We start from the raw sequence: 22430 nt of genomic DNA, 5'->3' as shown, positions 1-22430 counted from the left end.
TTATCTTACCCCCTATTTTTTATAAGTAATTCAACAAAATGACTACCTAACTCGTCCGTTGAAACGGAACCACCTAAATCTGGTGTTAGATATGTATTTTCTTTTAAGATTTGTTTAATTGTGTTAAGAACTGCTTCGGCCCATTCCTCAAGTCCAAAGAAATCTAACATTTGACTAACAGACCAAATAGCAGCAATTGGATTAGCAATACCTTTCCCAGCAATATCTGGTGCTGAACCATGTACCGGTTCAAACATAGAAGGATATTTTCTTTCTGGATTAATATTCGCTCCTGTTGCCAGCCCCATTCCACCTGTAATAGCAGCCCCAATATCCGTTACAATATCACCAAATAAATTAGAAGTTACCACCACTTCAAATCTTTCTGGTTGTGAAACAAAGTATAAACTAGCTGCGTCCACTAAATAAGAATATGTTTTTACATCTGGATATTCTTTTCCAACTTCCTCAAAAACCTGATCCCAGAATACCATGGAATAATTTAAAGCGTTTCCTTTACTAAGACTTGTTAACGTCCGATTCGATTTGCGTGCTTCTTCGTATGCATAACGGATAATACGCTCTGTACCTTTTCTTGAGAAGACTCCTGTTTGTAGTACAACTTCTTCTGGTTTATCTTTAAAAAGCCAGTCACCTGCACCGGAATATTCCCCTTCGCTATTTTCCCTAATAACGAGCATATCAATATCTTTTTCCGTTTTATTTTTAAGTGGTGTTAAGTCCGGGTGCAAAAGTTCAACAGGTCGTAAATTGACATACTGATCAAAGCCTTTTCTGATTTTAATTAATAAATCTCTTAACGAAATATGGTCAGGAACTCCAGGATAACCTACAGCTCCTAGATAAATAGCATCGTAGTCTTTTAATATATCAAGGGCATCGTCATCCATCATTTTTCCGTTCTTTAAATAATATTCACACCCCCATGGGAACTCTTTGAAAGTGAAGGAAATTGTTTTATCCGCCTCTTCAATTGCCTTTAAAACTTTAACTCCTTCCTCTACTACCTCTGGTCCAATTCCGTCTCCTGGTATAAGTGCAATATTGTAATGATTCATCTTACTTCTCCTTTGCCATAAATGTACGTGTTCAAAAAGGGGACCGACTTCGACTAAATTTCCAAGTACCGAAGAGTCATTTTCATCGGAGTTTTTGAACAACTACTAAATATATTTTCTTTTTATACGCTGCATGATACCTGCTAATACATCATCTACATTACTTTGAATCCATTTTGCAATGTCCCTTGCTGAAATAGTATGGTCTCCTTGTGTACCAATTAAAATAACCTCATCACCTTCTTGAACATTAGGTACATTTGTGACATTAATAAATGTTTGATCAAGGGAGATGGTTCCAACAATTTTAGCAAATCTACCTCTTACAAGAACATACCCCTTGTTTGACAGCTCCCGTTTATAACCATCCCCATGGCCAACAGGTACGATAGCTATTTTCTCACCTTGCTTCGTTACATAAGTACCACCATAACCTATTTGTGTTTCAGGAGGTAAATCATGCAATTGTACAATTTTGGATTTAAGAGCTAGAACTGGTTTCAAATCAATTAATTTCTTTTGACGTTCATTTGGTTGATAACCGAATAGGGCAATACCCGGGCGCACCATTTTCCAACACATATCGACACGCTCAATTGCTATCGTAGAAGCTCCTACATGTTTTAAAGGAAAAAGATATCCTTCTCCTTCTAATAACTCTACCGTTTTTTCAAATAAGCGATTTTGTTTTTCTGTTGTAACCCAGTCACCCTCATCGGCATTTGAAAAATGTGTATAAATACCTTCCCAATACAAATTTGATAAAAAATAACTAGCTGCACAAAAATCTAAAGCCTTTTTTGGTTCAATACCAAACCGGTGTAAACCAGTATCTAATTTTAAATGTACAGTAGCTATTTTTTCTTGCTTCATTGCGGCATCATGAATCGCCTTTGTAACATTCTTTGAGCTAACAGAAGCTATTAATTCGTGAGTAACGACATTTAAAGCATCATATTGATTAATCGGGCTTAATAGATGAATAGGAATCGTGATGCCACTTTCCCTTAACAAAATACCTTCTTCAACAGTAGTCACTCCTAATCGCTCTACACCGGCTTTTACTGCCTCATGCGCAATTTCTTTAATTCCATGGCCATACGCATTTGTTTTAATTACAGCTAATAAAATACAATGCCTATTTAATAACGATTGAATCTGTTTCACATTATAACGAAAAGCAGCTAAATCAATTTCCGCCACCGTATTTTCCCGTGAATCTAAATTTGGCAGGATCATGACCCCCTTAGCTATTTGTTGCTCGTTTCAATCATTTCTTCAATCGTATTACGAAAAGCACGAATGATTTCTGTTGCAACCTTCCCTGGAGATCCTGTACCAATAATTTTATCATCTACTTTAAGGATTGGAACTACGTCTAGTTTTGTGGCTGTGACAAATACTTCATCAGCGGAGAATAAATCTTGAACTGTAAATGTCTCCTCATTCACTTTAATTTGTAAATCTTTACAAATGGAAATGACCTTTCTCCTTGTAATCCCATTCAAAATATAGTGGTTTGCCGGATGAGTATAAACTTCCCCATCTTTCACGATAAACACATTTGAAGAACTAGCCTCTGTGATAATATCTCCTCGATAAAAAATAGCCTCCACTGCTTGATGTTCAACTGCTTTTTGTTTAGCCAATACATTTGGAAGAAGATTTAATGTTTTAATATCACAACGTAACCAACGGATATCTTCGGTTAAGACAGCGATCCCTCCGTTATCTTCTTCTTTTTTCATCGTTTCCTCCAATTTCGTATAAGCTACAAGGTTAGGTGTTGTATTGTTAGAAGGAAAATGATGCCCTCTTTCTGCAGTTCCTCGAGTAACTTGTAAATATACGATTCCTTCCTTTAGCTGATTGACTTCTATAAGCTGTTTAAGTTTCTTTATCAAATCGTTTGAATGAAGTGGAAGTGTTAATTTTATTTCTTTTGCACTTCTTTCCAATCTTTCTAGGTGTTCTTCTAACATGAAAAAATTCCCATCATATACACCAATCACTTCATATATCCCATCGCCAAATTGATACCCTCGATCTTCAATATCGATTAGAGAATCACGATCGATAATCGAGCCATTCCATAACATTTTTGACATGAGGTAAAACCTCCTAATCTTAAAATTCCTTCTATTTAAAGTCTATCTCCTATTATATTTCCAACTTAGTACTTAACACAAATGATAAGTCAAAATAGGTAAAGTTTTTCGAATAAAGGCTCTAACATTTATTTTCCATCTCCTCTAATTAAACCTACCTTCTTTGTCTCCCCAGGATCTTGGGGTGGGAGTCTTACTGCCCGTTCTCGTACTGTTTTATCCATACACTTTCCTCCTATATCCACATATTTTCATTATCCTTTCATTACTAACGTATGAGTCAGATGCTTGACTAAATACAGGAAGAAAGTATATCTTGACTAATGATATCGTTACCTTTATTTTGAACGTATGCAATCTATTTTTAGCAGGTTAGGAGTATAAAACTTTCTTCCTGCATAAGTGCAACTGAGGGGGATATAATTTGAAAATTTTAGCATACGAAAGAGTGGAAAAGCCTGTGTTAGAGGCTCTAAAAGCTAACCATGATGTACAATTTTTTAAAAACATTGATCCAAATACAGACCCTAAATTTTTGGATGCTCTGTCAGAGGCGGAGGGAATAATTGGTTTAGGCTTACCTGTAAACCAAAAGTTACTTCAGAAAGCTCCTAATTTAAAAATCGTTAGTAACGTGTCAGTCGGTTACAATAATTTAGATATCAATGAACTAACAAAACGAAATATTATGGCTACCAATACACCAGAAATTTTAACCGATACAGTAGCTGATATGGCCTTTGGTTTAATTTTAGCAACCGCAAGAAGGATTTCTGAATTAGACCATTTCGTTAAATCCGGTCAGTGGACGGAATCATTAACAGAACAACATTATGGAGTAGATGTTCATCATAAAAAATTGGGCATTATCGGAATGGGGCGGATTGGAAATGCAATAGCAAAACGTGCTCACAATGGTTTTAATATGGATATTTTATACCATAGCCGCACACGTAAACCTGAAGCAGAAAATAACTATCACGCTACTTTTATGAAATTAGATGAATTGCTACAAGAAGCTGATTTTATTTGTTTGATAACCCCTTTAACGAATGAAACGAAAGGACTTATTGGAAAAAGAGAATTCCAATTAATGAAAGATACTGCCATTTTTATCAATGCCTCTCGCGGTGGGACTATTATTGAACAAGATTTAATTGACGCTTTAAAAAATAATGAGATTTTAGCAGCTGGACTCGATGTATATGAACAGGAGCCAATTCAGCAAGATAATGAACTACTAAAATTAAAAAATGTAGTTACTTTGCCTCATATAGGTTCATCAACGTATGAAACAGAATTAAAAATGTCGGAGTTAGCAGCAAAAAATTTAGAAGCAGGATTAAACGGAAGAAAGCCGCCCAATTTAATTAATGGAACGGTATGGGAAAACTTGAATAAATAATTAATTAACGTTTAAAGGGAACGATTTCAATTAATGTTGGAATTGTTCCCTTTTTTGGCATAGAAAATTAACCTAAGCATTCTCTTTAGCTTTGAGAGATGCTTTATCCATATGCAACGGGTAACTCTAAATCAAGCAAGCCGGATATTAGGCTTAACTAAAAGTTCCCTAGGAAAGTCCGCTAAAACTTCACATCCCTTTTCTGTTACTCGAAAAGATTCGCTGATTTCAATACCAAAATCATCAAGCCATATACCAGGAATCATATGGAATGTCATATTTGGCTGTAAAATGGTACGATCCCCTTCCCTTAGGCTTGCGGTATGTTCTCCCCAATCAGGTGGATAATTTAGCCCCATCGAGTAGCCTAATCTTGAATCCTTTATAATTCCATGTTTTTCGATGACCTTACGCCATACCAATTCTACTTCCCCACATGTCATACCAGGGCGTATACAATCTAACGTCGTATTAATTCCTTCCACTACAACTTCAGCAATATGTTTCGACCTATCATCAGGGATTCCGAGTATGATTGTACGCGCAAGAGGAGAATGATAGCGTTGATAACAACCAGAAAGCTCTATTATCACGGGATCTCCCTGTTTAAATGGTTCATCCGTCCATGTTAAATGACAAGCTGAAGTTTTATCACCTGTTGGTAAAAGTGGAATAATTGCCGGATAGTCTCCACCAAATTCATCTGTTCCACTTATTTGGGCATGGGATATGGCAGCTACAGCATCAGATTGTTTTCCCCCAATTTCAATAGAATCAAACGCTGCCTGCATTGCAATTTCTGAAATTTTTGCTGCCTTCTTTATACATTTTAGTTCGTTTTCTGATTTAATGATCCGAACCCAATTTATTAAGTTTGTTCCGTCTACTAATGTTGCATTTGGTAGGTTTTCGCTTAATTTTAAGAAATTTTTTGCCGTAAAATAATACGCATCAAATTCAGCTGCAATCTTTTTATTTCCACGATTTTTCAACATAATGAATTCGCTTACAAAATCCATTGGATGCTTTAAATCTGATTGAACATAATCATCCCCATAAGGAATAATATGATTTTGATCTAGCCAAGATGTATGCGAAGCAGCGCTTGCATCCATTTTCCTTCCAATCCAGTACGGCTGATCCTCTTCTATAAAAACGACTAGCAATTGATGTACGTAGAACGACCATGCGTCATAACCAGTTAAATAATTCATGTTAGCGGGATCTGTTACTAATAATACGTCGATACCCCTCTCAGCCATACGGTGCCTTACTTTTCTTAATCTTTCTTGATATTCCGAAGCAGGAAAAAACGCCATATTAACCCCTCCAGGATTAGGTTTCTTTATAAACGTTTTTTTAAAATAATAACTGCTATATTTTATGCATGAATTATTCGTGTGTTTCTACTAAACATAGTTACATCGCAAAATAATAATGATAATGAATCGAACATCCAGGATTAAAGAACTTCAAACATATCGGACAAATGGACTTGCTTTCTAAATACTCTTTTATCGTTAATTCCGTACCGCACGAACCACATAACACTGCCTTCATATCAAATTTTTCACGAGGCCATACTTTTTGTTTTCCACAACCATGTTCATGATGGCAAGCAATGCAAGGAAAATATTCGTTACAACAATAAAATTTAATCGCGATACGGTCATTATCTTCATGATAATGCTTACAACGCGTTTCAGAATCTATTGCACCTTTTACATCTTTATTATGAATAAGCATTAATGGTACCTCCTATCAAAAAAACTCTGTTCTTATTATCAAAACAGAGTTTTTTCATATTTATCTCATTTTATTTACATATTGACGCATATCATCCGTTAAACCTGATAAGCAAATGGTAGCGGAATCTTCATTTATATCTAATTCGATGTTGCTACCATCTGTTGGCAACGTTTTTTCAAATATTTGCTCGTATTCTTCTACTGTTACTTCTTTACGAGATTCAAATAAGTCTTTATGTTCTTTTACTAATAAATGTTCTTTATAATTTTCTTCTAGTATTCCAGAGAAAAATTCCCCAACTGCTCCTGAACCATAGCTAAACATACCAATTCTTGAACCTGCCTTGATATCATCATTAAGTTCAAGCAATGAAAGTAAGCTTAAATATAAAGACCCTGTATAAATATTACCTACATTACGATTATATAATGTACTAATTCTATAATGTTCTTTTAATCGTTCTTGAACTTCTTCAGGTGCATCTCCCAGAACGGTTCTCATCGCTTTTAGTCCCATTTTGGTATATGGTAAATGGTAACAAATAGCTTCGAAGTCTTCCAAATCCATTCCAGTTTCTTCTTTATATTTCTCCCATACTTTTTGGAAGAATGAAATATATTGTTCATTTGAAAATTTTCCATCAACAAGTGCTTTATCTGAATATAGCGGACGCCAAAAATCCATGATATCAGCTGTTAATGATACACTTTTATTTTCCAATGTCATGATTCTTGGATTTGCACTAATTAATAAGGCTACAGCACCCGCACCTTGAGTAGATTCTCCACCGGTATTTAAACCATATCTAGCAATATCAGAGCCAATAACTAATACCTTACTTTCAGGATTTAGTGCAACGTGCCCTTTCGCCATTTGAATGCCAGCAGTTGCTCCATAACAAGCATGTTTAACCTCTACACAACGTGCGTTCGGCTTTAATCCTAACAAGTGGTGAATATAAACAGCACCAGATTTAGAATGGTCGATACCTGTTTCCGTACCAAAAATAACAAAATCAATGGCCTCTTTATCCGCTTGATCAATAATTTCTAAAGCAGCATTGGCACCTAATGTTACAGAGTCTTGCGTGATTGGAGGAACCGCCATTTTATCTTGTCCAATCCCAATGGTGAACTTCTCTGGTTCCACATTTCTTGCAACTGCTAATTTATTCATATCCACATATATATGAGGAGTGTAAAATCCTATTTTATCAATACCTATCTTCATAATATTCTCCTTTTCATTTAAACTAAAGCCTATATGTATTATTATTTTCCACTTTAAATGGTAATACAATCTGTTCATTTATACAACTTTTGTGTTAATTTGTCGCAAATTTTATTTAACTTTAGAAAACTTGGCGTTCGCTTTAGCTAGGTGAACTCTTTATTTGTACTTAAGACAGGTAACACCTTTATACTTTTCCGTCTCTAAAGTAAAAAGTGCAGTAAAATTCAGCTGCACTTTCTTCTTAGTTATAATTGAATATTACTAGCAATCTCCAACCCTTCTAACGCTTGCGATGCTAGGTGATCCGCTTCACGATTCTGTTTCCTTGAAATGGCCTCATATTCAGGGTGTATTCCCATTTGCTTCATTTTGTCCTCTACTCTGTCAGCCCATTTCGTTAAAGTTTCCTCATAACAAGGCCACTCGCCACTTAACTGGTTGATGACTACTTGAGAATCCCCCACAAACTTGACTGGCAAATGATGTACACCTAGTACTTCTAATTCTTGTAATCCTAAATATAAAGCGGCATATTCAGCCTCATTATTGGTTTCAATCTCTTCAACAAATGCATTCTTTCTTTTACGAAAATGTTTACCATCTTGTTCATAATAAATAACACAGCCAAGCCCCGATTTCTTTGACTTTGCATCAAATCCACCATCAAAATATACAGATATATGATGAGGCTCGGTTTGAATTCCCTCCAAAATCTTTTTGAGTTCTTTCAATGACCAAGTCCGATCCTGTACATCGATAAAAGTAACTTCTTTTAACCGACCAGTTTTTTCCATATCTTCAGCAATTAAAATTGCTTTTTCCATTTTCATTTCATCTGAAGAAAATCTGACTTCTACACCTTTAGATGTTTTATAGATTATTTCCATTCTTATGTTCATGTCAAATCATCCTTTAAATAAAAATACAAACTCATCCGCTATTTAGTATATCCAAATAAAAGCTTTTGATTTTTTAACAGTTAGAAAAACTTCGCTACAACCTAAGATCTTTCAAACTAAAGAATTAATATTGCGACTAAAATACCGATAAATCCAAAGATAAATGTAAAAGGAAGATTACGTAATGTAATTAAATATGGATTTTGGTTTGTATTGATAGAAGTTAGAGTAACTGTTATTCCATAAGAACTTGAACTGGAAGTTGCAAGTGCTGACACGATAAGTACGATTGCAATACTAGTTGGATTTATGATATTGAATAAAGGTGCTAATATCTCTACTAAGACCCCTATTACTCCTATTGGATGCACTCCAATTAAAGACATTAAAAAATAGGTGATTAAAATTAAAACAAAAATGATAAAAGGGCTATTTGCATAATGCATAAACGGTTGTTGGATTACTTTTAACGCAGGAGTTGCATTTAAGCTATTTGAAAAGAAAGCTAAAGAAATAAATAAGACTACAAAATTTTGCATTTTATTTGTTTGTGTCTTCCATAATTTATAACCTAAAATTTTAAAATGGTACCATCGTTTAATAAGGAGTGCCCAAATAGCGGAAAAAGGTAAAATAACTAATGTTACAGCAATAATAAAATTCAGATTGAACAAATTACTTACCATTAAAATGAACGCTAAAAACAAAAATAGTGCAACAAATAATTGTATTAGTTTTTTAACAATTTCTTTTGTAGGTAATGGTATGGTTTCCTTTGGTGATTCAAAAGGAATATTTTTAAAACGCCATTTTCCCACTATCACATCTACTATTAGGGCGATGAAGGATACTAATAATAAGTATGGTAGAATCTTTAGATAATTAACACCAGTAGCTCCTACGGTAATTGCAACAATGATTTCCATTGGACTCCATATTAACGCAAGGACATATGCACGTACTGTTGTTTTTGAAATGAATGTATCCCTTACCTTCTTACTTAGTTTATTCAAATTCTCCTTCAATACTTCTTGTGCAATATTAATACCTGACAAATTTAAAAACATCATTAAAATGTAACTTGTAAAGGTTCCTTTAACATAAAGACTTCCAAGATTTTCAACCTTTTTTACCATTAGCTGATTAATTTGCTTATCATATTTTCCAACGTATACAACGCTATTAATCCATGGTAAAACGAGAAGAAAGCCTAGCATTGTCATATTGGATGTTAACAATAACGGAATTTCATATATTGATAGATTTGCAGAATAAAAGAAAAAAATGCCTGCAAACATAAAAGCTGTACCAAGAATCTTAAATAACTTTGAAGCTCCAGGATACGAAACGATTAACATCGGAATTGCTAATATTCCAATCATATAATCTAACCATGTCTGCCCCCAAAAATGATTGATTAATGAAAGTAAAATTACAAAAGTATAAAAAATAAACAAACGATTATAAAGCCAACTCTTCATTTATCCATCTTCATCCCATCCCACTTATTGATCTATATAAATCCCCATTCTACTCCTTTATTAAAATAACATCAATATCCTAATGAAAGTAGTCTTTAATTACTATTTAAGGAAGTATGGAGTAATTCTTAAAGAAGTTCATCATATAAAACAGAAGCATAAAGAATGGTACATCTTTATGCTTCAAACCAAGTTTTATTTGCGTTTTCTTTTATTTTCTTTACCGTTTAAATTAAGAAACTCGCTCTCTTCAGAAAACTCTACGTCATCTTTTTCACGCTTAGGCTCAGTATTATACTTGATAACGTTTCTTTGTTTTCCCTTATCTTTATTTCTATTCTTATTTTGCTCTGACATATAAATGCTCCTTACTATCTTTTTTTAATCCTTTTATATGGGCCTAATTTCCAGGAGGACGATTCGTTCTATACTTCTTATCGTCTTTCATTTCGTTTAGTTCTTGTTTATTCTTATTCTTTTTCTTTTTACCTTTGCTCATCTCAAAACCCTCCTTTTAAAATTAGTTTGAACGATTTATTAGAATTAATTCGAAAGAAAAAACACCTTAGGAACAAGTTACCTAAGGTGCCAATGAAACTAACGAATTATTTTATGAACCAATAATGGTAAGATTAGGAAATAGTAATACCGTTTTGATCTAGTGCTTCTTTCATCGCTTTTCTTAATTTCCTTTCTACATCAAACTGTGTATCTGTTTTCGTTTTACCTATGACACGTAGAACAACACTTGATGATTCTATTGACTGTACTCCAATCACGTTAGGACCTTCCACAATATTGTCATCCTCTTCTCGAATTCGATTACATACATCCTGCAATACTTGAATTGCCTTATCGATATCATCATTATAGGAAATACTAATATCAACTAGTGCACGCATATTTCCACGAGAATAGTTGCTTACCGTTCCTATATTCCGGTTTGGGATATAATGTACCGTTCCATCTGACCCTCTTAATTTAGTAGTCCTTAATCCAATTTCTTCCACAACCCCATCTATTCCAGCAACTGATACATAATCATCCACGTCAATTTGTTTTTCTAATAAAATAAAAAAACCAGTTACAACGTCGCTTACTAAACCTTGAGCTCCAAATCCAATAGCAAGACCAATAATACCTGCACCAGCTAATAATGCTTTAATGTCCAAGCCAAAAAGTTCAAATATAATTCCAATTACAATAAATAACAAGAAGTATGTAAATATATTGATACATAATGCTTGCAATGTTTGAGCTCTTCCGGTGGTTACTTTTTTAGTTGATTTTTCAAATACCTTTTTGATAGCGCGCTTCCCTATAAACTTCACTATGTAATAGATAATAATTATTGCAATTAATTTAAGGGCAATAACTCCAATATCTAAAAGTAATTTTGTCCAATTAATTCCTTCTATCCAGTCAATCAAAACATTCACCTCAATAATCTTTATTTACTAGATTCATTTGAAAAAAGGGCACAAATGTCGATACATGTTATATTACCCCGAATCAAACATGATAAAACATTTTAACATAAAAAACTACTATTCGCTATTTGAATAGTAGTTTTTAGTATCAATTAAAGTGTATGAACCTTTTTCGAATCTTTTGGATAGCTTCATTAGATATGCCTACAGAAAGTAAGTAATTCTCAAATGTTCCATGGTAATGGATAATATAATCATATGCCTGTAAGATATATTCACGGTGGGAATAAATATAATGACGAGAGGAATTGAGTTCTAAATCATGTAGGGATTCTAGTTCAGAGTATGATACCTCATAATTTGCAACAATATCCTTCTTTTCCACACCAGCCAACCCTAACAATAACATGGCTAGAACTCCTGTACGATCCTTACCTACACGACAATGAAAAAGTATGCATCCATCCTTCGCTTCAGAAATAATTTGAAAAATTTCTTTCACTGCTGCTTTTTGTTCCAATAGTTCTATGTAAAAGTCCCCCATTGAATAGTCCGAATCTACATTGTTATATTTGGTAATATCATAAATACTCTTTGTAATAAATGGTGAATGATGGTAATCAAAATCACCCCTTACAGACAATGAATTTGGTTCCAACTCTAATTCTTCTTCTCTTCTTAGGTCAATAATTGTTTTCACACCATAAGCCTTTAAAAAGCTAATATCTTCATCATTCAATTTACCCACGTGACTCGATCTTAATAAAGAATGCCATTTCGTCTGTTGTCCTTCACTCGTACTATAACCACCTAATTCCCGACAGTTTTCCAATCCCTGAATTGGCAAGCGCACCCAATTAAGCTTTGCGTTTTTCATAATTGGCCTCCTATTGTTCAAAAAATTGCGACCATTTAATTTAGATTATATGTAATCCCTAAGAGAAATACAATCACTTTAGAATATAATTTGTTTTCAGTGAATAAGCGCAATAAAGATTAGTAAACGGTTAAAACAAAATCGGAGTTTCTCCTCTATGATTACCATGATGTCAAATATTAGATATGAAAAACGCTTGGAAAATTATATCCAAGCGTTTTTCGTTTAAATAACATACAATATTTTCTTTAACTTCTTATTGAATCGTTACTTTAACTGTACGGGCGCCCCAATTAACTGCTGCTTCATGTGTTGGAACGTAGACATCTATTTTATTTCCTTTTATGGCACTTCCAACATCTCCTGCTATTGCATAACCATAGCCTTCTACATGGACAACAGATCCAAGTGGAATCACGCTAGGGTCTACAGCTATAACTTTCGCATTTGGATTCTTTCTTAAATCAATTCCGGTAGAAGTCATTCCAGACCCTCCCGCACTTTCTAAAGTATACGCGGTAGCACTAACAGTTATTGTTTTCTTTTCTTTTTCAACCTTTTTTTCAGGTTTCTTCTCCACAGTGTCTTTTTGCTCTGCTTTTGGTTTAGGTGATGCACTAGTTTCAGTAGTCTTTTCTACTTTATTCGTTTCTTCTTTTTTATTTGTTTCCTCTTTATTTGTTTCTTCTACTTTTGGTTTAGAGGAAACGCTAGTTTTGCTAGTACTATTATCTGTACTAGTTACTTCTACCTGTTTATTTTCCTCTTTGTTAACTTCTTTTGCCTTTTCTTCCGCAGCAGCTATTTTTTGCTTCATATCATCTTCAAGAAACGCAAGGTTACGATCCTTACTCTTTAGTTCTGTTACTAACCCTTGTAGTTCACTTTGTTTATTCGCTAATGCGTTTTTACTATTCTCACTTTTTTCTTTTTGTTCTTGTACAACGACGATTGCTTCCTCTTGTTCAGCTTTCATTACATTCAATTCATTAAGTTTCTCGACGGAGAGTTTTTGATTCTCCTCTACTTTTTGAATATCTTTATCTAATTGTTTCATTAAAGTCGCATCTGATTCTACAATTTTATTTACTGTTGATACCCGACTAACAAAATCTCCGAAGTCTTGTGAGCCAAATATAACTTCTAAGTAATTAACAGATCCACCAGATAATTGATAAGAAGAAGCTCTATTTTTCAATATGTTATAGCGTTTTTCAATACTCTTCTCTAATTCATTGATTTCTTCTTGAAGTTGGTTGATTTCTTCTGTTGTCGAGTGAATATCATTATCCGTTTTGTCAATTAGGGCTTGTTTCTCCGTTAAAACTTGATTTACCTGTTGAATATCTTTGTTTAATGAGTCTATTTCAGAAATAATACTATTCATTTTTTCTTCTGTAGCTGATAAATTTTCTTGAATGTCACTTCGTTCTGTTTGAATGCTTTGTAAGTCTTTCTCTGATTCAGCATGGCTTTTAATACCAAAAAAAGAATTCCCTAGAACCATTGTAGTAGCTAAGGTAATTGCAGTTAATTTTTTATTCAACTTTTTCCCCCTGCTTCCTTTTATAATATGTGTTCAAAAAGGAGGATGAAAAGGACCGAGTAGTTCGAGGCGGCGCAGCTTTGAGTAGCGGAACGTATGCAATTAATACGTGAGCAGACGCTCTTGCACGCCGGAAAAGCAAGCCAACGAAGAAATACGAAGTGTCATTTTCACCGGACTTTCTGAACAACCTTTTATATTAAAAATAATAGATTAATATGGTGACAGTATATCATTTTAAAATGTCATGATTGTTATAGTTTTATTACATTTATATTTCACTCTAATTCTAGAAAATCTATTTTTCCACATAAAAAAACAGTTTTTACGATAAAACTGCTTTTTTACCTATAGTTCGATAATTAGTTTACATAATAAGGCAGTTCGTCTTGGAATTTCACTTGCAAGGATATGTTCATCCTTTACATGAATTCCATAACCAATAGCCCCAAGACCATCTAAAGTTGGTACTCCTAAATTAGCCGTGAAATTAGCATCACTACCACCACCAACATAAGCTTCTGTTAATTCTAGACCGAGGTCTGTTGCGACTTTTTTAGCTATTTTAAATAATCTTTTTGTTCCTTTATTTCGGTCCATTGGTGGCCGACTAATCCCACCGCGAATTTTTATCGAAATCCCCTTTCTTGTTGGTCTTATATTTTTAATTAAATCATCCATCCTATTTTGCTCTTCTTTCGTCCTTGCCCGTACATTTACCCCAAATACTGCTTGGTCTGGAACAACATTTAATTTACCGCCGCCTTTAATGGAACCAATATTAACCGTTGTTCCTTTATAATAATTAGTTAGGGATTGCAAAAATAATATTTGTCTTGCCGCTTCTTCAATTGCATTAATGCCCAATTCATGATGGTTTCCGGCATGAGCCGATTTCCCTTTAATCTCAACAAAGTATCTGGCTGAACCTTTTCGCCCAGTCTTTAACGCACCGGTTCCTGATACCGGTGGTTCCGTTACAAGCGCATAATTACTGCTTTTAGCTTCTTTTTCAATAATTTTTCTTGAAGTAGGACTGCCAATCTCCTCATCACTAGTACAAAGAAAAACAACTTTTTTTGTTAATTTTATTTTTAAATCTTTAATCGCTTTTAATGCCCAAATTGCTTGTACAAGTCCACCTTTCATATCTAATACGCCTGGTCCATAAACCTTATTTCCTTCTATTTTAAAGGGCAAATCTCCTTTATCCCAAACGGTATCAAAATGGGATAAAATAAGAATGGTTTCTTTTCCCTTACCCATTGTAAATCGCAAATGATTTCCATACTTTTCTTCTTTTATTTCTTCAGCTTTATAACCAAAGTACCTTAAAAACAACTTTTGTATACGTTGTTCACAAGCATCCACCAATTCTTTATCCGTGGAAGGAGAATCCCTTTCCACAAGAAACTGTATATCCCGCAAAATATCTTTCTGATGAAGCACCATATACCTCTTAATCCGATCCATCACTTCTCCCCCAAAGTTCATACATATCTATATATTATATACTTTTTTTAAAGAGCCCGGCACTCTTGTTTTAAGAGTTTAATTAAGAATCCAATAGACAATAAAAAAATAGCCTTCTATTTATGAAAGGCTATTCCTCATCTTTTTCCGTTTCTCTCCTATTTCCCTCATATTCCTCGGCGACTTCTGTACTATATCTGACATTTCCATCTATCGTATCAACCGTAGGAATAATGCCAATTGGATAGAGTGTTTTTGTTAAATAATATAGACCACTTAAACCAATAACCCCATATACGATTCTTGACAAAAACGCATCTTGCCCTCCAAAAAGCGCCGCAACAAAATCTAATTGAAAAAAGGCAATGACTCCCCAATTAATCGCACCAACAATAATCAATGTCAATGTAACACTATTTATAATTCGAATTATCATTTACCATCACCCCAAAATAAAATCGATACGTATAGCATTTGTATTTTTAGTAATTTTATTTATAGGGTTCCTTGTACTACAAGATATTCACATCGAACGTAGCCAACTAGCTAAATAATCTGTTTGATAAACATCATCTGGATATTGAATAAAAGCTGTATTTCCTTCATCATAAAGGAATTGCATAAATTCATTTAATGCTCCCATATATTGTTCATATAAAAATTCAAAGCTCACGGTTTCCTTCGGCATTACGTTTTGCTCACAAACATCAGGATCAGTATAATTTACATACGTTCGGCAAGGTATTGGACGAATTTCATAAGCCATACATTGATTTGTTTTGGTATCAAGAAGCGGACAGGGTACAAGACTTCGACGATATTTCAATTTAAAGTCTTTATCTTCATTAAAATCAAGTTGAGTTAGGGATTCTAGCTTCTCTCCGTATTGTTGATAATAATTAGATAAATGGTGTTTAATCCTATTTCTTCTTTCTTCCGGAAAATTCTCGATTGCCTTTTTCATTATTTTGGCTTCCATTTCATTAATAATAATTGGAAAATAGCAGCAAAATGCACACCCCATTCTACACGTTGCTTCCATCTGTACTGCCTTCTCCATATTACTCATTTCTTCGCTAACCATTTGTAATAATTCTATAAAACTGTTCAATATTTTTTCTTCCGTAGAAGTTTCTTGATTAGCCCATTTTTCAACTATTTGATAAAACTTATCTTCATCTATTTCATAAACGTCACTTAAACGACTACATTTATCTTGTATTTCCTCAAAAGAAAGATATTGATCCATCTATAAAACTCCTTTTTTCACTATCTTTCTATTTTCGATGAAAAGAAGGTGATTGTAAAGACACATTCAAATTTCATAATATTCAACAGAATAAGAATACAGCATGGGAAAGTGACAAGGAATGAAAAAAACCTTACAATGTTGGGGAAAGGAGTATGAACATGAACTTAACTTATTCGTTACCAGAATCGATTCAAGCGATTCTCGAAAAAAATAAAAAGACCAATAATCCATTAAATACACTCATTCGCCAAGGTGGATATATGCCACCAAATATAGATTTATTAGTAGATGCCATTACTGCACTAAGTATGGGGAAAAACATTTTACTTAAAGGACCAACTGGGGCAGGTAAAACGAAATTCGCCGAAACATTATCCAATCTATTTAACCAACCGATGTTCAGTGTTAACTGTTCTGTCGATTTGGATTCGGAAAGCTTATTAGGATTCAAAACTTTATCTTATGAGGATGAAAAACAAGTAATCGAATTTATCCCTGGTCCGGTTATTAACGCAATGAAACATGGTACATTCCTATACATCGACGAAATCAATATGGCTAAGCCGGAAACTTTACCGTTAATTAATGGTGTTCTTGATTACCGGAGAACCATAACCAACCCTTTTACAAATGAGATGGTAACTGCAAAAGATGGATTTGGCGTAATTGCCGCAATTAATGAGGGATATGTAGGAACTGTACCTTTGAATGAGGCATTGAAAAACCGCTTCGTAGTGATTGAAGTTCCTTATATCAAGGGAGAACAATTAAAACAATTGATTCAAACGAACACCGAACTCAAAGACGATAAAACCATTGATTTATTTGTCAAATTATCAGCTGACTTCATTCAAGCAGTTTATCAAGGGAAATTATCAGAAGATGCTGCTTCAATCCGTGCACTTTTAGATGCTTGTGATTTAAGTGTTGTAATCCCGCCTAAACGTGCGATTCAACGAGCCATTATCGATAAACTGAATGAAGAAAGAGAACGTGAATTCATATACAATTTAACTGAAACATTATTTTAGTTAGGAGCATTAATCATGTATCGTTTTCATAATAGCAAGGTAGATACAGATCTTTTTATGCAACTTCAAGATTTATCATCCGTTCTAACTGAAAATGAAAAAACCGCATTTGAATATAGTTTCGGTTCGTATATCGATATTATTGACAACAAAGTAACCGCTAGTCGTATGTGGGATACGGCAAAAGAAGATTATAAAGAGGCTGGTTTTAAATCTGATGTATTTCTCCGTACGATTGGATCTTTCCATTATTCTAGTACGAAAGCCATGAAGGAATATTTAGAGCTCGTACAGGAAACGGATTTAAAAAAGTTTTCATCCCAATTATTTGCCCTACTTGAAGATATAAGACTAGAGGAAATCATAAAAAAAGAACGTCCCGGTACCAAAGAGGTATTTTCTATCCGGAGAAAATACTTAAAACATAAATTTGAAAATGAGTTGAATTCTCATGTAACCCGTGGATTAGCATTAGATGAATTATTTTGTCTCATCTATTTATTAATTCAAGCTGATAGTCCTGATCCGAGTTTTCCACGAGCTAATGAAGCACAGCTCCATCAGCTTGAGAAAATAAAATCGTATCTCTATTTAGTTTTTGAAGCGAAAACAACGTATGATATTGTTCGAATTTGTGAGCAAATTGTGTTTCCTCTAAATTCTATATATCAAGATACCATCTATGAGTATTTTATTTTCCCAATAGGTCATGTAGAGCAAATGGAAAAGGATAATCTATTTGATGAACTCACGCGCACGGATGAATTAAAAAATGATGACAAAGAAGAACTGGATGAAGATAAGAATGAATATATGGATGAACGTTTTTCCAGTTGGCATCGTGAAAATCAAAATAGTGACAGAAAACAAACATTTCTTCAATTCGAACTAGAAGTTGGAACAAAAACAAATATTATGGGCGGTGGTGCACGAGAAACAGAAGATGCAGACCAAGCTATGGGAACCATTCAAGGATCTTCGGGTCAATCGAAAAATAAAGACTACTCCGATGTTGAATCTTTAGATAAACAAGAATCTAAACAAGGAAAAAGTGGGGAATTCGAATTCGGGGAGGAAAATAAAGACGCTGTAAAAATCGTGAAAGAAGCTACCAATCCGACCAATGAAGATATAAATACGTATAAAGAATATAGGAAAGATATTGAACCACTTATAAGAAAACTTGCTAATACGATTAAGAAAACAATGGAACATAAAAAGAATGCTCCAAGAAAAGATTTAGTTTACGGCCGATTGTCAAAAAAATTACTTCCGATTATACTGGATGATCATCCGCGGGTCTTTTATAAAAAAGATTTGGAATCAAAGGAATTTGATGCGGTTTTTACTTTGCTTGTAGACTGTTCGGCATCGATGCAAGGTAAAATGGAAGAAACAAAACGAGGGATCGTTCTTTTTCATGAAGTTTTAAAGCAATTTAAAATTCCTCACTCTATTATCGGTTTTTGGGAAGATGCAATGGAAGTGACGGAAAATTATCAACCTAATTATTTCCATATGATTCACACCTATCACGACTCTTTCTATCAAAATAACGGTGCGAAAATTATGCAACTTGAACCACAAGAAGATAATCGTGATGGATTCAGTATTCGTGTAATGACGAAGGACCTTGTTGCTCGACAAGAAAAAAATAAGTTTCTTCTCGTTTTTTCTGACGGAGAACCCGCTGCATCTGGTTATGACCAAAACGGAATAGTAGATACCCATCTAGCAGTTTCAGAAGCACGGAAACAAGGAATTGAAGTAATTGGTATGTTTTTAGCTGATAGAGAGATTGATGAAGCAGAGGATTTAACGATGAAAAATATTTATGGAAAAGAAAGACTTATGATTCCAAGTGTTTCCGAATTACCAGAGCAATTTGCCCCACTACTGAAAAAATTACTATTAAAAACAATCTAATTCGGGAAGTGCTAGCACTTCCTGAATTTTCCACTAATTAAATATATAATGATCATAACCTTTTCTATATTAAAATATTTTTAGCTTTCAACTTTTGTTGCATGATATTCCATTTTCTTGAAAAAAATACGAAAATAAACTAGAGAGTGCCTGCATAGAATTGGAAAAGGCAGGAATTTTAATCAGAAAGTAAAAAATCCCTCATATTTGAAGGGATTTTTTATTATCTATGAAATTAGAAAATTTGAATGGCTATGAATAACTTAGATACAGAAATAGCTACGTCCGGCCCCAACGCCTTTGTTCTTATACTACATGTTCAATTTTTTCTAAAACACCTTTTAATGCTTTTTTGTATACTTGATAGTCTCTTTCAGAGAACAATGTCATTGTAACATCACCAAATCTATTATTTTGAAGGAACTCTACAATTGTATGTAGGGCTATTACCGAAGCCAGTTGTACAGGATAACGATACACTCCGGTTGAAATAGATGGAAAAGTAATACTAGTAATTCCATTTTCCTTTGCCAAGTTAAGAGAATTTAAATAAGACTCTTCTAATTGTTCACTAGCCACTTGGTTATTACCATCCCATACAGGTCCTACTGTATGAATTACAAATTTCGCAGGGAGATCATATCCTTGTGTTATTACAGCTTTACCTGTACGAAGGTAATTTCCATCTAAATCTTCTTCTCGAATCTTTTTACATTCTTCTACCAATTCGCTACCAGCAGCCTGATGAATAGCACCATCAACACCACCGCCTCCCATTAACGTCCCATTAGCGGCGTTTACAATAGCTTCTGTTGATTGTTTTGTAATATCACCTATCATCAGTTCTAGAGAGTTTCCATTAACCTCTATCTTCATGCTTGCTAGCCCTCCTCAAAACCTAATAATTTACAAAGACTTTACAAATAATAATTATAACAATAAATCATTTGGATGAACATATGAATTTAACAATTGTCAAAACTTTCCCAGTCCCTACCAGCATTTAACATGTGAAAGTTTATCGTATATTCTTGCGTTACAAATTGTGTTTTTATGTAGTATATTAATTAAGGTGATCATTTTATGATAGAAGGAGCGTTTCTAACATGTGATTTGAATCCCGGTAAACTATTATAAAAAACTTAACATGTGTGGTCCACAACCTCTTAAGATGAAAGGGATTTTTATATGATTAAAAACGAGGTAAATAAACGAAAGACTTTTGCTATTATCTCTCACCCGGATGCTGGAAAAACAACTCTAACTGAACGTTTACTACAAGTTGGAAATTTAATCCGAACTGCTGGTACAGTTAAAGGTAAAAAAACAGGAAAATTCGCTACATCAGATTGGATGGAAATTGAAAAACAACGTGGTATCTCTGTAACATCAAGTGTAATGAACTTTCATTACCATGATCTTCAAGTTAATATTCTTGATACCCCAGGGCATGAGGATTTTAGTGAAGATACGTACCGAACATTAACAGCCGTGGATAGTGTAGTCATGATTATTGACTCAACGAAAGGGATTGAAGCACAAACCCTTAAGTTATTTAAAGTATGTAGAATGCGTGGTATTCCAATTTTTACCTTTATTAATAAACTAGACCGAGAAGGAAAAGAAACTTTCGAATTACTAGAAGAAATTGAAGAAGTATTAGATATCGAAACATATCCAATGAATTGGCCAGCCGGAATGGGAAAAGGATTTCTTGGAATTTTCGATCGCAACGGGCAGCAATTTGTAAAATATAACGGGAATGAAGAAGAGTCTATCATCCCTTTTAATGAACTTGACAAACATACAGAATTGACTAATAATACTACATTTGAAGCTGCGAGAGATGAAGTAGCTTTACTTGACGAGGCAGGCAATACTCTTTCAATGGAAGCCGTATTAAAAGGAGAACAAACACCCGTATTCTTCGGTAGCGCATTAGCCCCTTTTGGTGTAGAGATATTCTTTGATACGTTTATTAATATGGCTCCTACACCAAAACCTAGAAGGACAACAGATGGAATTGTTCAACCAGATAACCCTAATTTTTCTGGTTTTATTTTCAAAATACAGGCTAATATGAACCCTGCTCACCGGGATCGTATTGCATTCTTGAGAGTATGTTCCGGTAAGTTCGAGCGAGGAATGAGTGTAAAGCTAGCTAGAACCGGTAAAACATTAAAATTAACACAATCCCAACAAATCATTGCTTCTACTAGAGAAACGGTAGACGAAGCGTATGCGGGAGATATTATTGGAATATACGACCCCAATGCTTATCAAATTGGTGATACATTAATTGCAGGAAAAGATACCTTTGAATATAATGAACTTCCACAATTTCCACCCGAATTGTTTAAAAAAGTATCGGCAAAAAACGTGATGAAATCAAAACAATTCAAAAAAGGAATTGAACAGCTTGTACAGGAAGGTGCCATCCAACTGTTTAGAGATAAACGGACGGAATCCTATATTTTAGGAGCTGTCGGTGACCTGCAATATGACGTATTTAAATATCGGATGGAAAATGAATACAACGTAGAAGTAATGTTCGATACGATTGGGGAAAGAATTCCACGTTGGTTAAATCCAGAACAGCCTATCAATGAATCTCTTTTTGATGAACGTAGAATGCTCGTAAGGGATCGAAATGATAACTATCTTGTTCTCTTCCAAAATGAATTTGCCCTTAACTGGTTCCAAGAAAATAACCCAAAGGTAGATTTAATCGATTTGTTCCAAGTGAACACTTACGCACAATAAGAGTAAAGTCACAAATACTTTTTCCCAACGTATCAAGAAGACTTCCATTAGATTAGTAAGATGAATATGGTGAAACCTTTACTAATAAAGGTTTCACCATTTTATTATGACTTTAGTCCGTTGAGTACGCGGCAGCGTGCGAAACAGAAAACCACCTGCTATGCGGGTGGGTAACAAG

At 34.2% G+C, this 22430-nt stretch carries 20 protein-coding genes; 4 read left to right on the top strand and 16 right to left on the bottom strand.

The window, feature by feature from the left end:
• Positions 1-5 precede the first annotated feature (5 nt).
• The 3 genes from KM885_RS15370 to dat form a co-directional block, all read right to left on the bottom strand.
• Positions 6-1079: a tartrate dehydrogenase gene (locus KM885_RS15370; RefSeq protein ID WP_216884215.1), complete on the bottom strand. Its 1074-nt coding sequence runs from the start codon at positions 1077-1079 to the stop codon at positions 6-8.
• A 105-nt stretch (positions 1080-1184) separates the two neighbouring features.
• Positions 1185-2318, bottom strand: a complete 1134-nt coding sequence (gene alr, locus KM885_RS15365) for an alanine racemase (protein ID WP_047184230.1) — start codon at positions 2316-2318, stop codon at positions 1185-1187.
• Between the two features lie 11 nt (positions 2319-2329).
• Complete coding sequence (dat, locus tag KM885_RS15360; protein WP_047184229.1) at positions 2330-3187, bottom strand: D-amino-acid transaminase; 858 nt, start codon at positions 3185-3187, stop codon at positions 2330-2332.
• Between the two features lie 424 nt (positions 3188-3611).
• On the opposite strand from dat, the gene KM885_RS15355 reads away from it, so the two are divergent.
• Entirely contained in the window at positions 3612-4592 is a 981-nt protein-coding gene (locus KM885_RS15355) for a 2-hydroxyacid dehydrogenase (RefSeq protein WP_047184228.1), read from the top strand.
• Positions 4593-4723: 131 nt separating this feature from the next.
• On the opposite strand, the gene KM885_RS15350 is transcribed toward KM885_RS15355, so the two are convergent.
• The 12 genes from KM885_RS15350 to KM885_RS15295 all read right to left on the bottom strand — a co-directional run bounded on the left by KM885_RS15350 (position 4724) and on the right by KM885_RS15295 (position 16529).
• Positions 4724-5911, bottom strand: coding sequence for a M24 family metallopeptidase (locus KM885_RS15350; RefSeq protein WP_047184227.1), 1188 nt, complete (start codon positions 5909-5911; stop codon positions 4724-4726).
• Between the two features lie 100 nt (positions 5912-6011).
• Positions 6012-6338: a CHY zinc finger protein gene (locus tag KM885_RS15345; protein ID WP_216884214.1), complete on the bottom strand. Its 327-nt coding sequence runs from the start codon at positions 6336-6338 to the stop codon at positions 6012-6014.
• A 60-nt stretch (positions 6339-6398) separates the two neighbouring features.
• Complete coding sequence (locus KM885_RS15340) at positions 6399-7571, bottom strand: hydroxymethylglutaryl-CoA synthase (RefSeq protein ID WP_216884213.1); 1173 nt, start codon at positions 7569-7571, stop codon at positions 6399-6401.
• A 248-nt stretch (positions 7572-7819) separates the two neighbouring features.
• On the bottom strand, positions 7820-8473 hold the full coding sequence (locus KM885_RS15335) for a ribonuclease H family protein (protein ID WP_047184224.1): 654 nt from the start codon (positions 8471-8473) through the stop codon (positions 7820-7822).
• A 116-nt stretch (positions 8474-8589) separates the two neighbouring features.
• A complete protein-coding gene (locus KM885_RS15330; RefSeq protein ID WP_047184223.1) occupies positions 8590-9954 on the bottom strand; it encodes a hypothetical protein in 1365 nt (454 codons plus the stop codon).
• Between the two features lie 195 nt (positions 9955-10149).
• Positions 10150-10311: a hypothetical protein gene (locus KM885_RS15325; protein WP_165589229.1), complete on the bottom strand. Its 162-nt coding sequence runs from the start codon at positions 10309-10311 to the stop codon at positions 10150-10152.
• 275 nt (positions 10312-10586) lie between these two features.
• Positions 10587-11393, bottom strand: a complete 807-nt coding sequence (locus tag KM885_RS15320) for a mechanosensitive ion channel family protein (RefSeq protein WP_312030842.1) — start codon at positions 11391-11393, stop codon at positions 10587-10589.
• A gap of 139 nt (positions 11394-11532) precedes the next feature.
• A complete protein-coding gene (locus KM885_RS15315) occupies positions 11533-12261 on the bottom strand; it encodes a tyrosine-protein phosphatase (RefSeq protein WP_047184221.1) in 729 nt (242 codons plus the stop codon).
• Between the two features lie 256 nt (positions 12262-12517).
• Entirely contained in the window at positions 12518-13807 is a 1290-nt protein-coding gene (locus KM885_RS15310; RefSeq protein ID WP_052771643.1) for a PcsB-like coiled-coil domain-containing protein, read from the bottom strand.
• A gap of 348 nt (positions 13808-14155) precedes the next feature.
• Complete coding sequence (locus tag KM885_RS15305) at positions 14156-15280, bottom strand: M20 family metallopeptidase (protein WP_145524280.1); 1125 nt, start codon at positions 15278-15280, stop codon at positions 14156-14158.
• A 130-nt stretch (positions 15281-15410) separates the two neighbouring features.
• On the bottom strand, positions 15411-15716 hold the full coding sequence (locus KM885_RS15300) for a DUF378 domain-containing protein (protein WP_083452644.1): 306 nt from the start codon (positions 15714-15716) through the stop codon (positions 15411-15413).
• 87 nt (positions 15717-15803) lie between these two features.
• Positions 15804-16529 carry a YkgJ family cysteine cluster protein gene (locus tag KM885_RS15295; RefSeq protein WP_060669235.1) on the bottom strand — a complete coding sequence of 242 codons (726 nt, stop codon included), beginning with the start codon at positions 16527-16529 and terminating at the stop codon, positions 15804-15806.
• A gap of 161 nt (positions 16530-16690) precedes the next feature.
• On the opposite strand from KM885_RS15295, the gene KM885_RS15290 reads away from it, so the two are divergent.
• On the top strand, positions 16691-17563 hold the full coding sequence (locus tag KM885_RS15290; RefSeq protein WP_060669234.1) for an ATP-binding protein: 873 nt from the start codon (positions 16691-16693) through the stop codon (positions 17561-17563).
• A 15-nt stretch (positions 17564-17578) separates the two neighbouring features.
• Positions 17579-19489 carry a vWA domain-containing protein gene (locus tag KM885_RS15285; RefSeq protein ID WP_047184217.1) on the top strand — a complete coding sequence of 637 codons (1911 nt, stop codon included), beginning with the start codon at positions 17579-17581 and terminating at the stop codon, positions 19487-19489.
• A gap of 306 nt (positions 19490-19795) precedes the next feature.
• Here the strand turns inward: KM885_RS15285 and KM885_RS15280 are convergent, their stop codons facing one another.
• A complete protein-coding gene (locus tag KM885_RS15280; protein ID WP_060669232.1) occupies positions 19796-20365 on the bottom strand; it encodes an O-acetyl-ADP-ribose deacetylase in 570 nt (189 codons plus the stop codon).
• Between the two features lie 312 nt (positions 20366-20677).
• Here KM885_RS15280 and KM885_RS15275 point away from each other — a divergent pair, with 312 nt between their 5' ends.
• Positions 20678-22252: a peptide chain release factor 3 gene (locus KM885_RS15275; RefSeq protein ID WP_216884212.1), complete on the top strand. Its 1575-nt coding sequence runs from the start codon at positions 20678-20680 to the stop codon at positions 22250-22252.
• Positions 22253-22430 lie beyond the last annotated feature (178 nt).

This window comes from Oceanobacillus caeni, assembly GCF_019037185.1.
Classification (GTDB): Bacteria; Bacillota; Bacilli; order Bacillales; family Amphibacillaceae; genus Oceanobacillus; species Oceanobacillus caeni.
This window is presented reverse-complemented; position numbering and strand designations above follow the sequence as displayed.

Coding starts and splice junctions, on each gene's coding strand:
- KM885_RS15290 (WP_060669234.1), top strand. CDS start 16,691: ATGAACTTAACTTATTCGTTACCAGAATCGATTCAAGCGATTCTCGAA.
- KM885_RS15280 (WP_060669232.1), bottom strand. CDS start 20,365: ATGAAGATAGAGGTTAATGGAAACTCTCTAGAACTGATGATAGGTGAT.
- KM885_RS15340 (WP_216884213.1), bottom strand. CDS start 7,571: ATGAAGATAGGTATTGATAAAATAGGATTTTACACTCCTCATATATAT.
- KM885_RS15315 (WP_047184221.1), bottom strand. CDS start 12,261: ATGAAAAACGCAAAGCTTAATTGGGTGCGCTTGCCAATTCAGGGATTG.
- KM885_RS15305 (WP_145524280.1), bottom strand. CDS start 15,280: ATGGATCGGATTAAGAGGTATATGGTGCTTCATCAGAAAGATATTTTG.
- KM885_RS15285 (WP_047184217.1), top strand. CDS start 17,579: ATGTATCGTTTTCATAATAGCAAGGTAGATACAGATCTTTTTATGCAA.
- dat (WP_047184229.1), bottom strand. CDS start 3,187: ATGTCAAAAATGTTATGGAATGGCTCGATTATCGATCGTGATTCTCTA.
- KM885_RS15275 (WP_216884212.1), top strand. CDS start 20,678: ATGATTAAAAACGAGGTAAATAAACGAAAGACTTTTGCTATTATCTCT.
- KM885_RS15335 (WP_047184224.1), bottom strand. CDS start 8,473: ATGAACATAAGAATGGAAATAATCTATAAAACATCTAAAGGTGTAGAA.
- alr (WP_047184230.1), bottom strand. CDS start 2,318: ATGATCCTGCCAAATTTAGATTCACGGGAAAATACGGTGGCGGAAATT.
- KM885_RS15325 (WP_165589229.1), bottom strand. CDS start 10,311: ATGTCAGAGCAAAATAAGAATAGAAATAAAGATAAGGGAAAACAAAGA.
- KM885_RS15330 (WP_047184223.1), bottom strand. CDS start 9,954: ATGAAGAGTTGGCTTTATAATCGTTTGTTTATTTTTTATACTTTTGTA.
- KM885_RS15345 (WP_216884214.1), bottom strand. CDS start 6,338: ATGCTTATTCATAATAAAGATGTAAAAGGTGCAATAGATTCTGAAACG.
- KM885_RS15350 (WP_047184227.1), bottom strand. CDS start 5,911: ATGGCGTTTTTTCCTGCTTCGGAATATCAAGAAAGATTAAGAAAAGTA.
- KM885_RS15295 (WP_060669235.1), bottom strand. CDS start 16,529: ATGGATCAATATCTTTCTTTTGAGGAAATACAAGATAAATGTAGTCGT.
- KM885_RS15300 (WP_083452644.1), bottom strand. CDS start 15,716: ATGATAATTCGAATTATAAATAGTGTTACATTGACATTGATTATTGTT.
- KM885_RS15370 (WP_216884215.1), bottom strand. CDS start 1,079: ATGAATCATTACAATATTGCACTTATACCAGGAGACGGAATTGGACCA.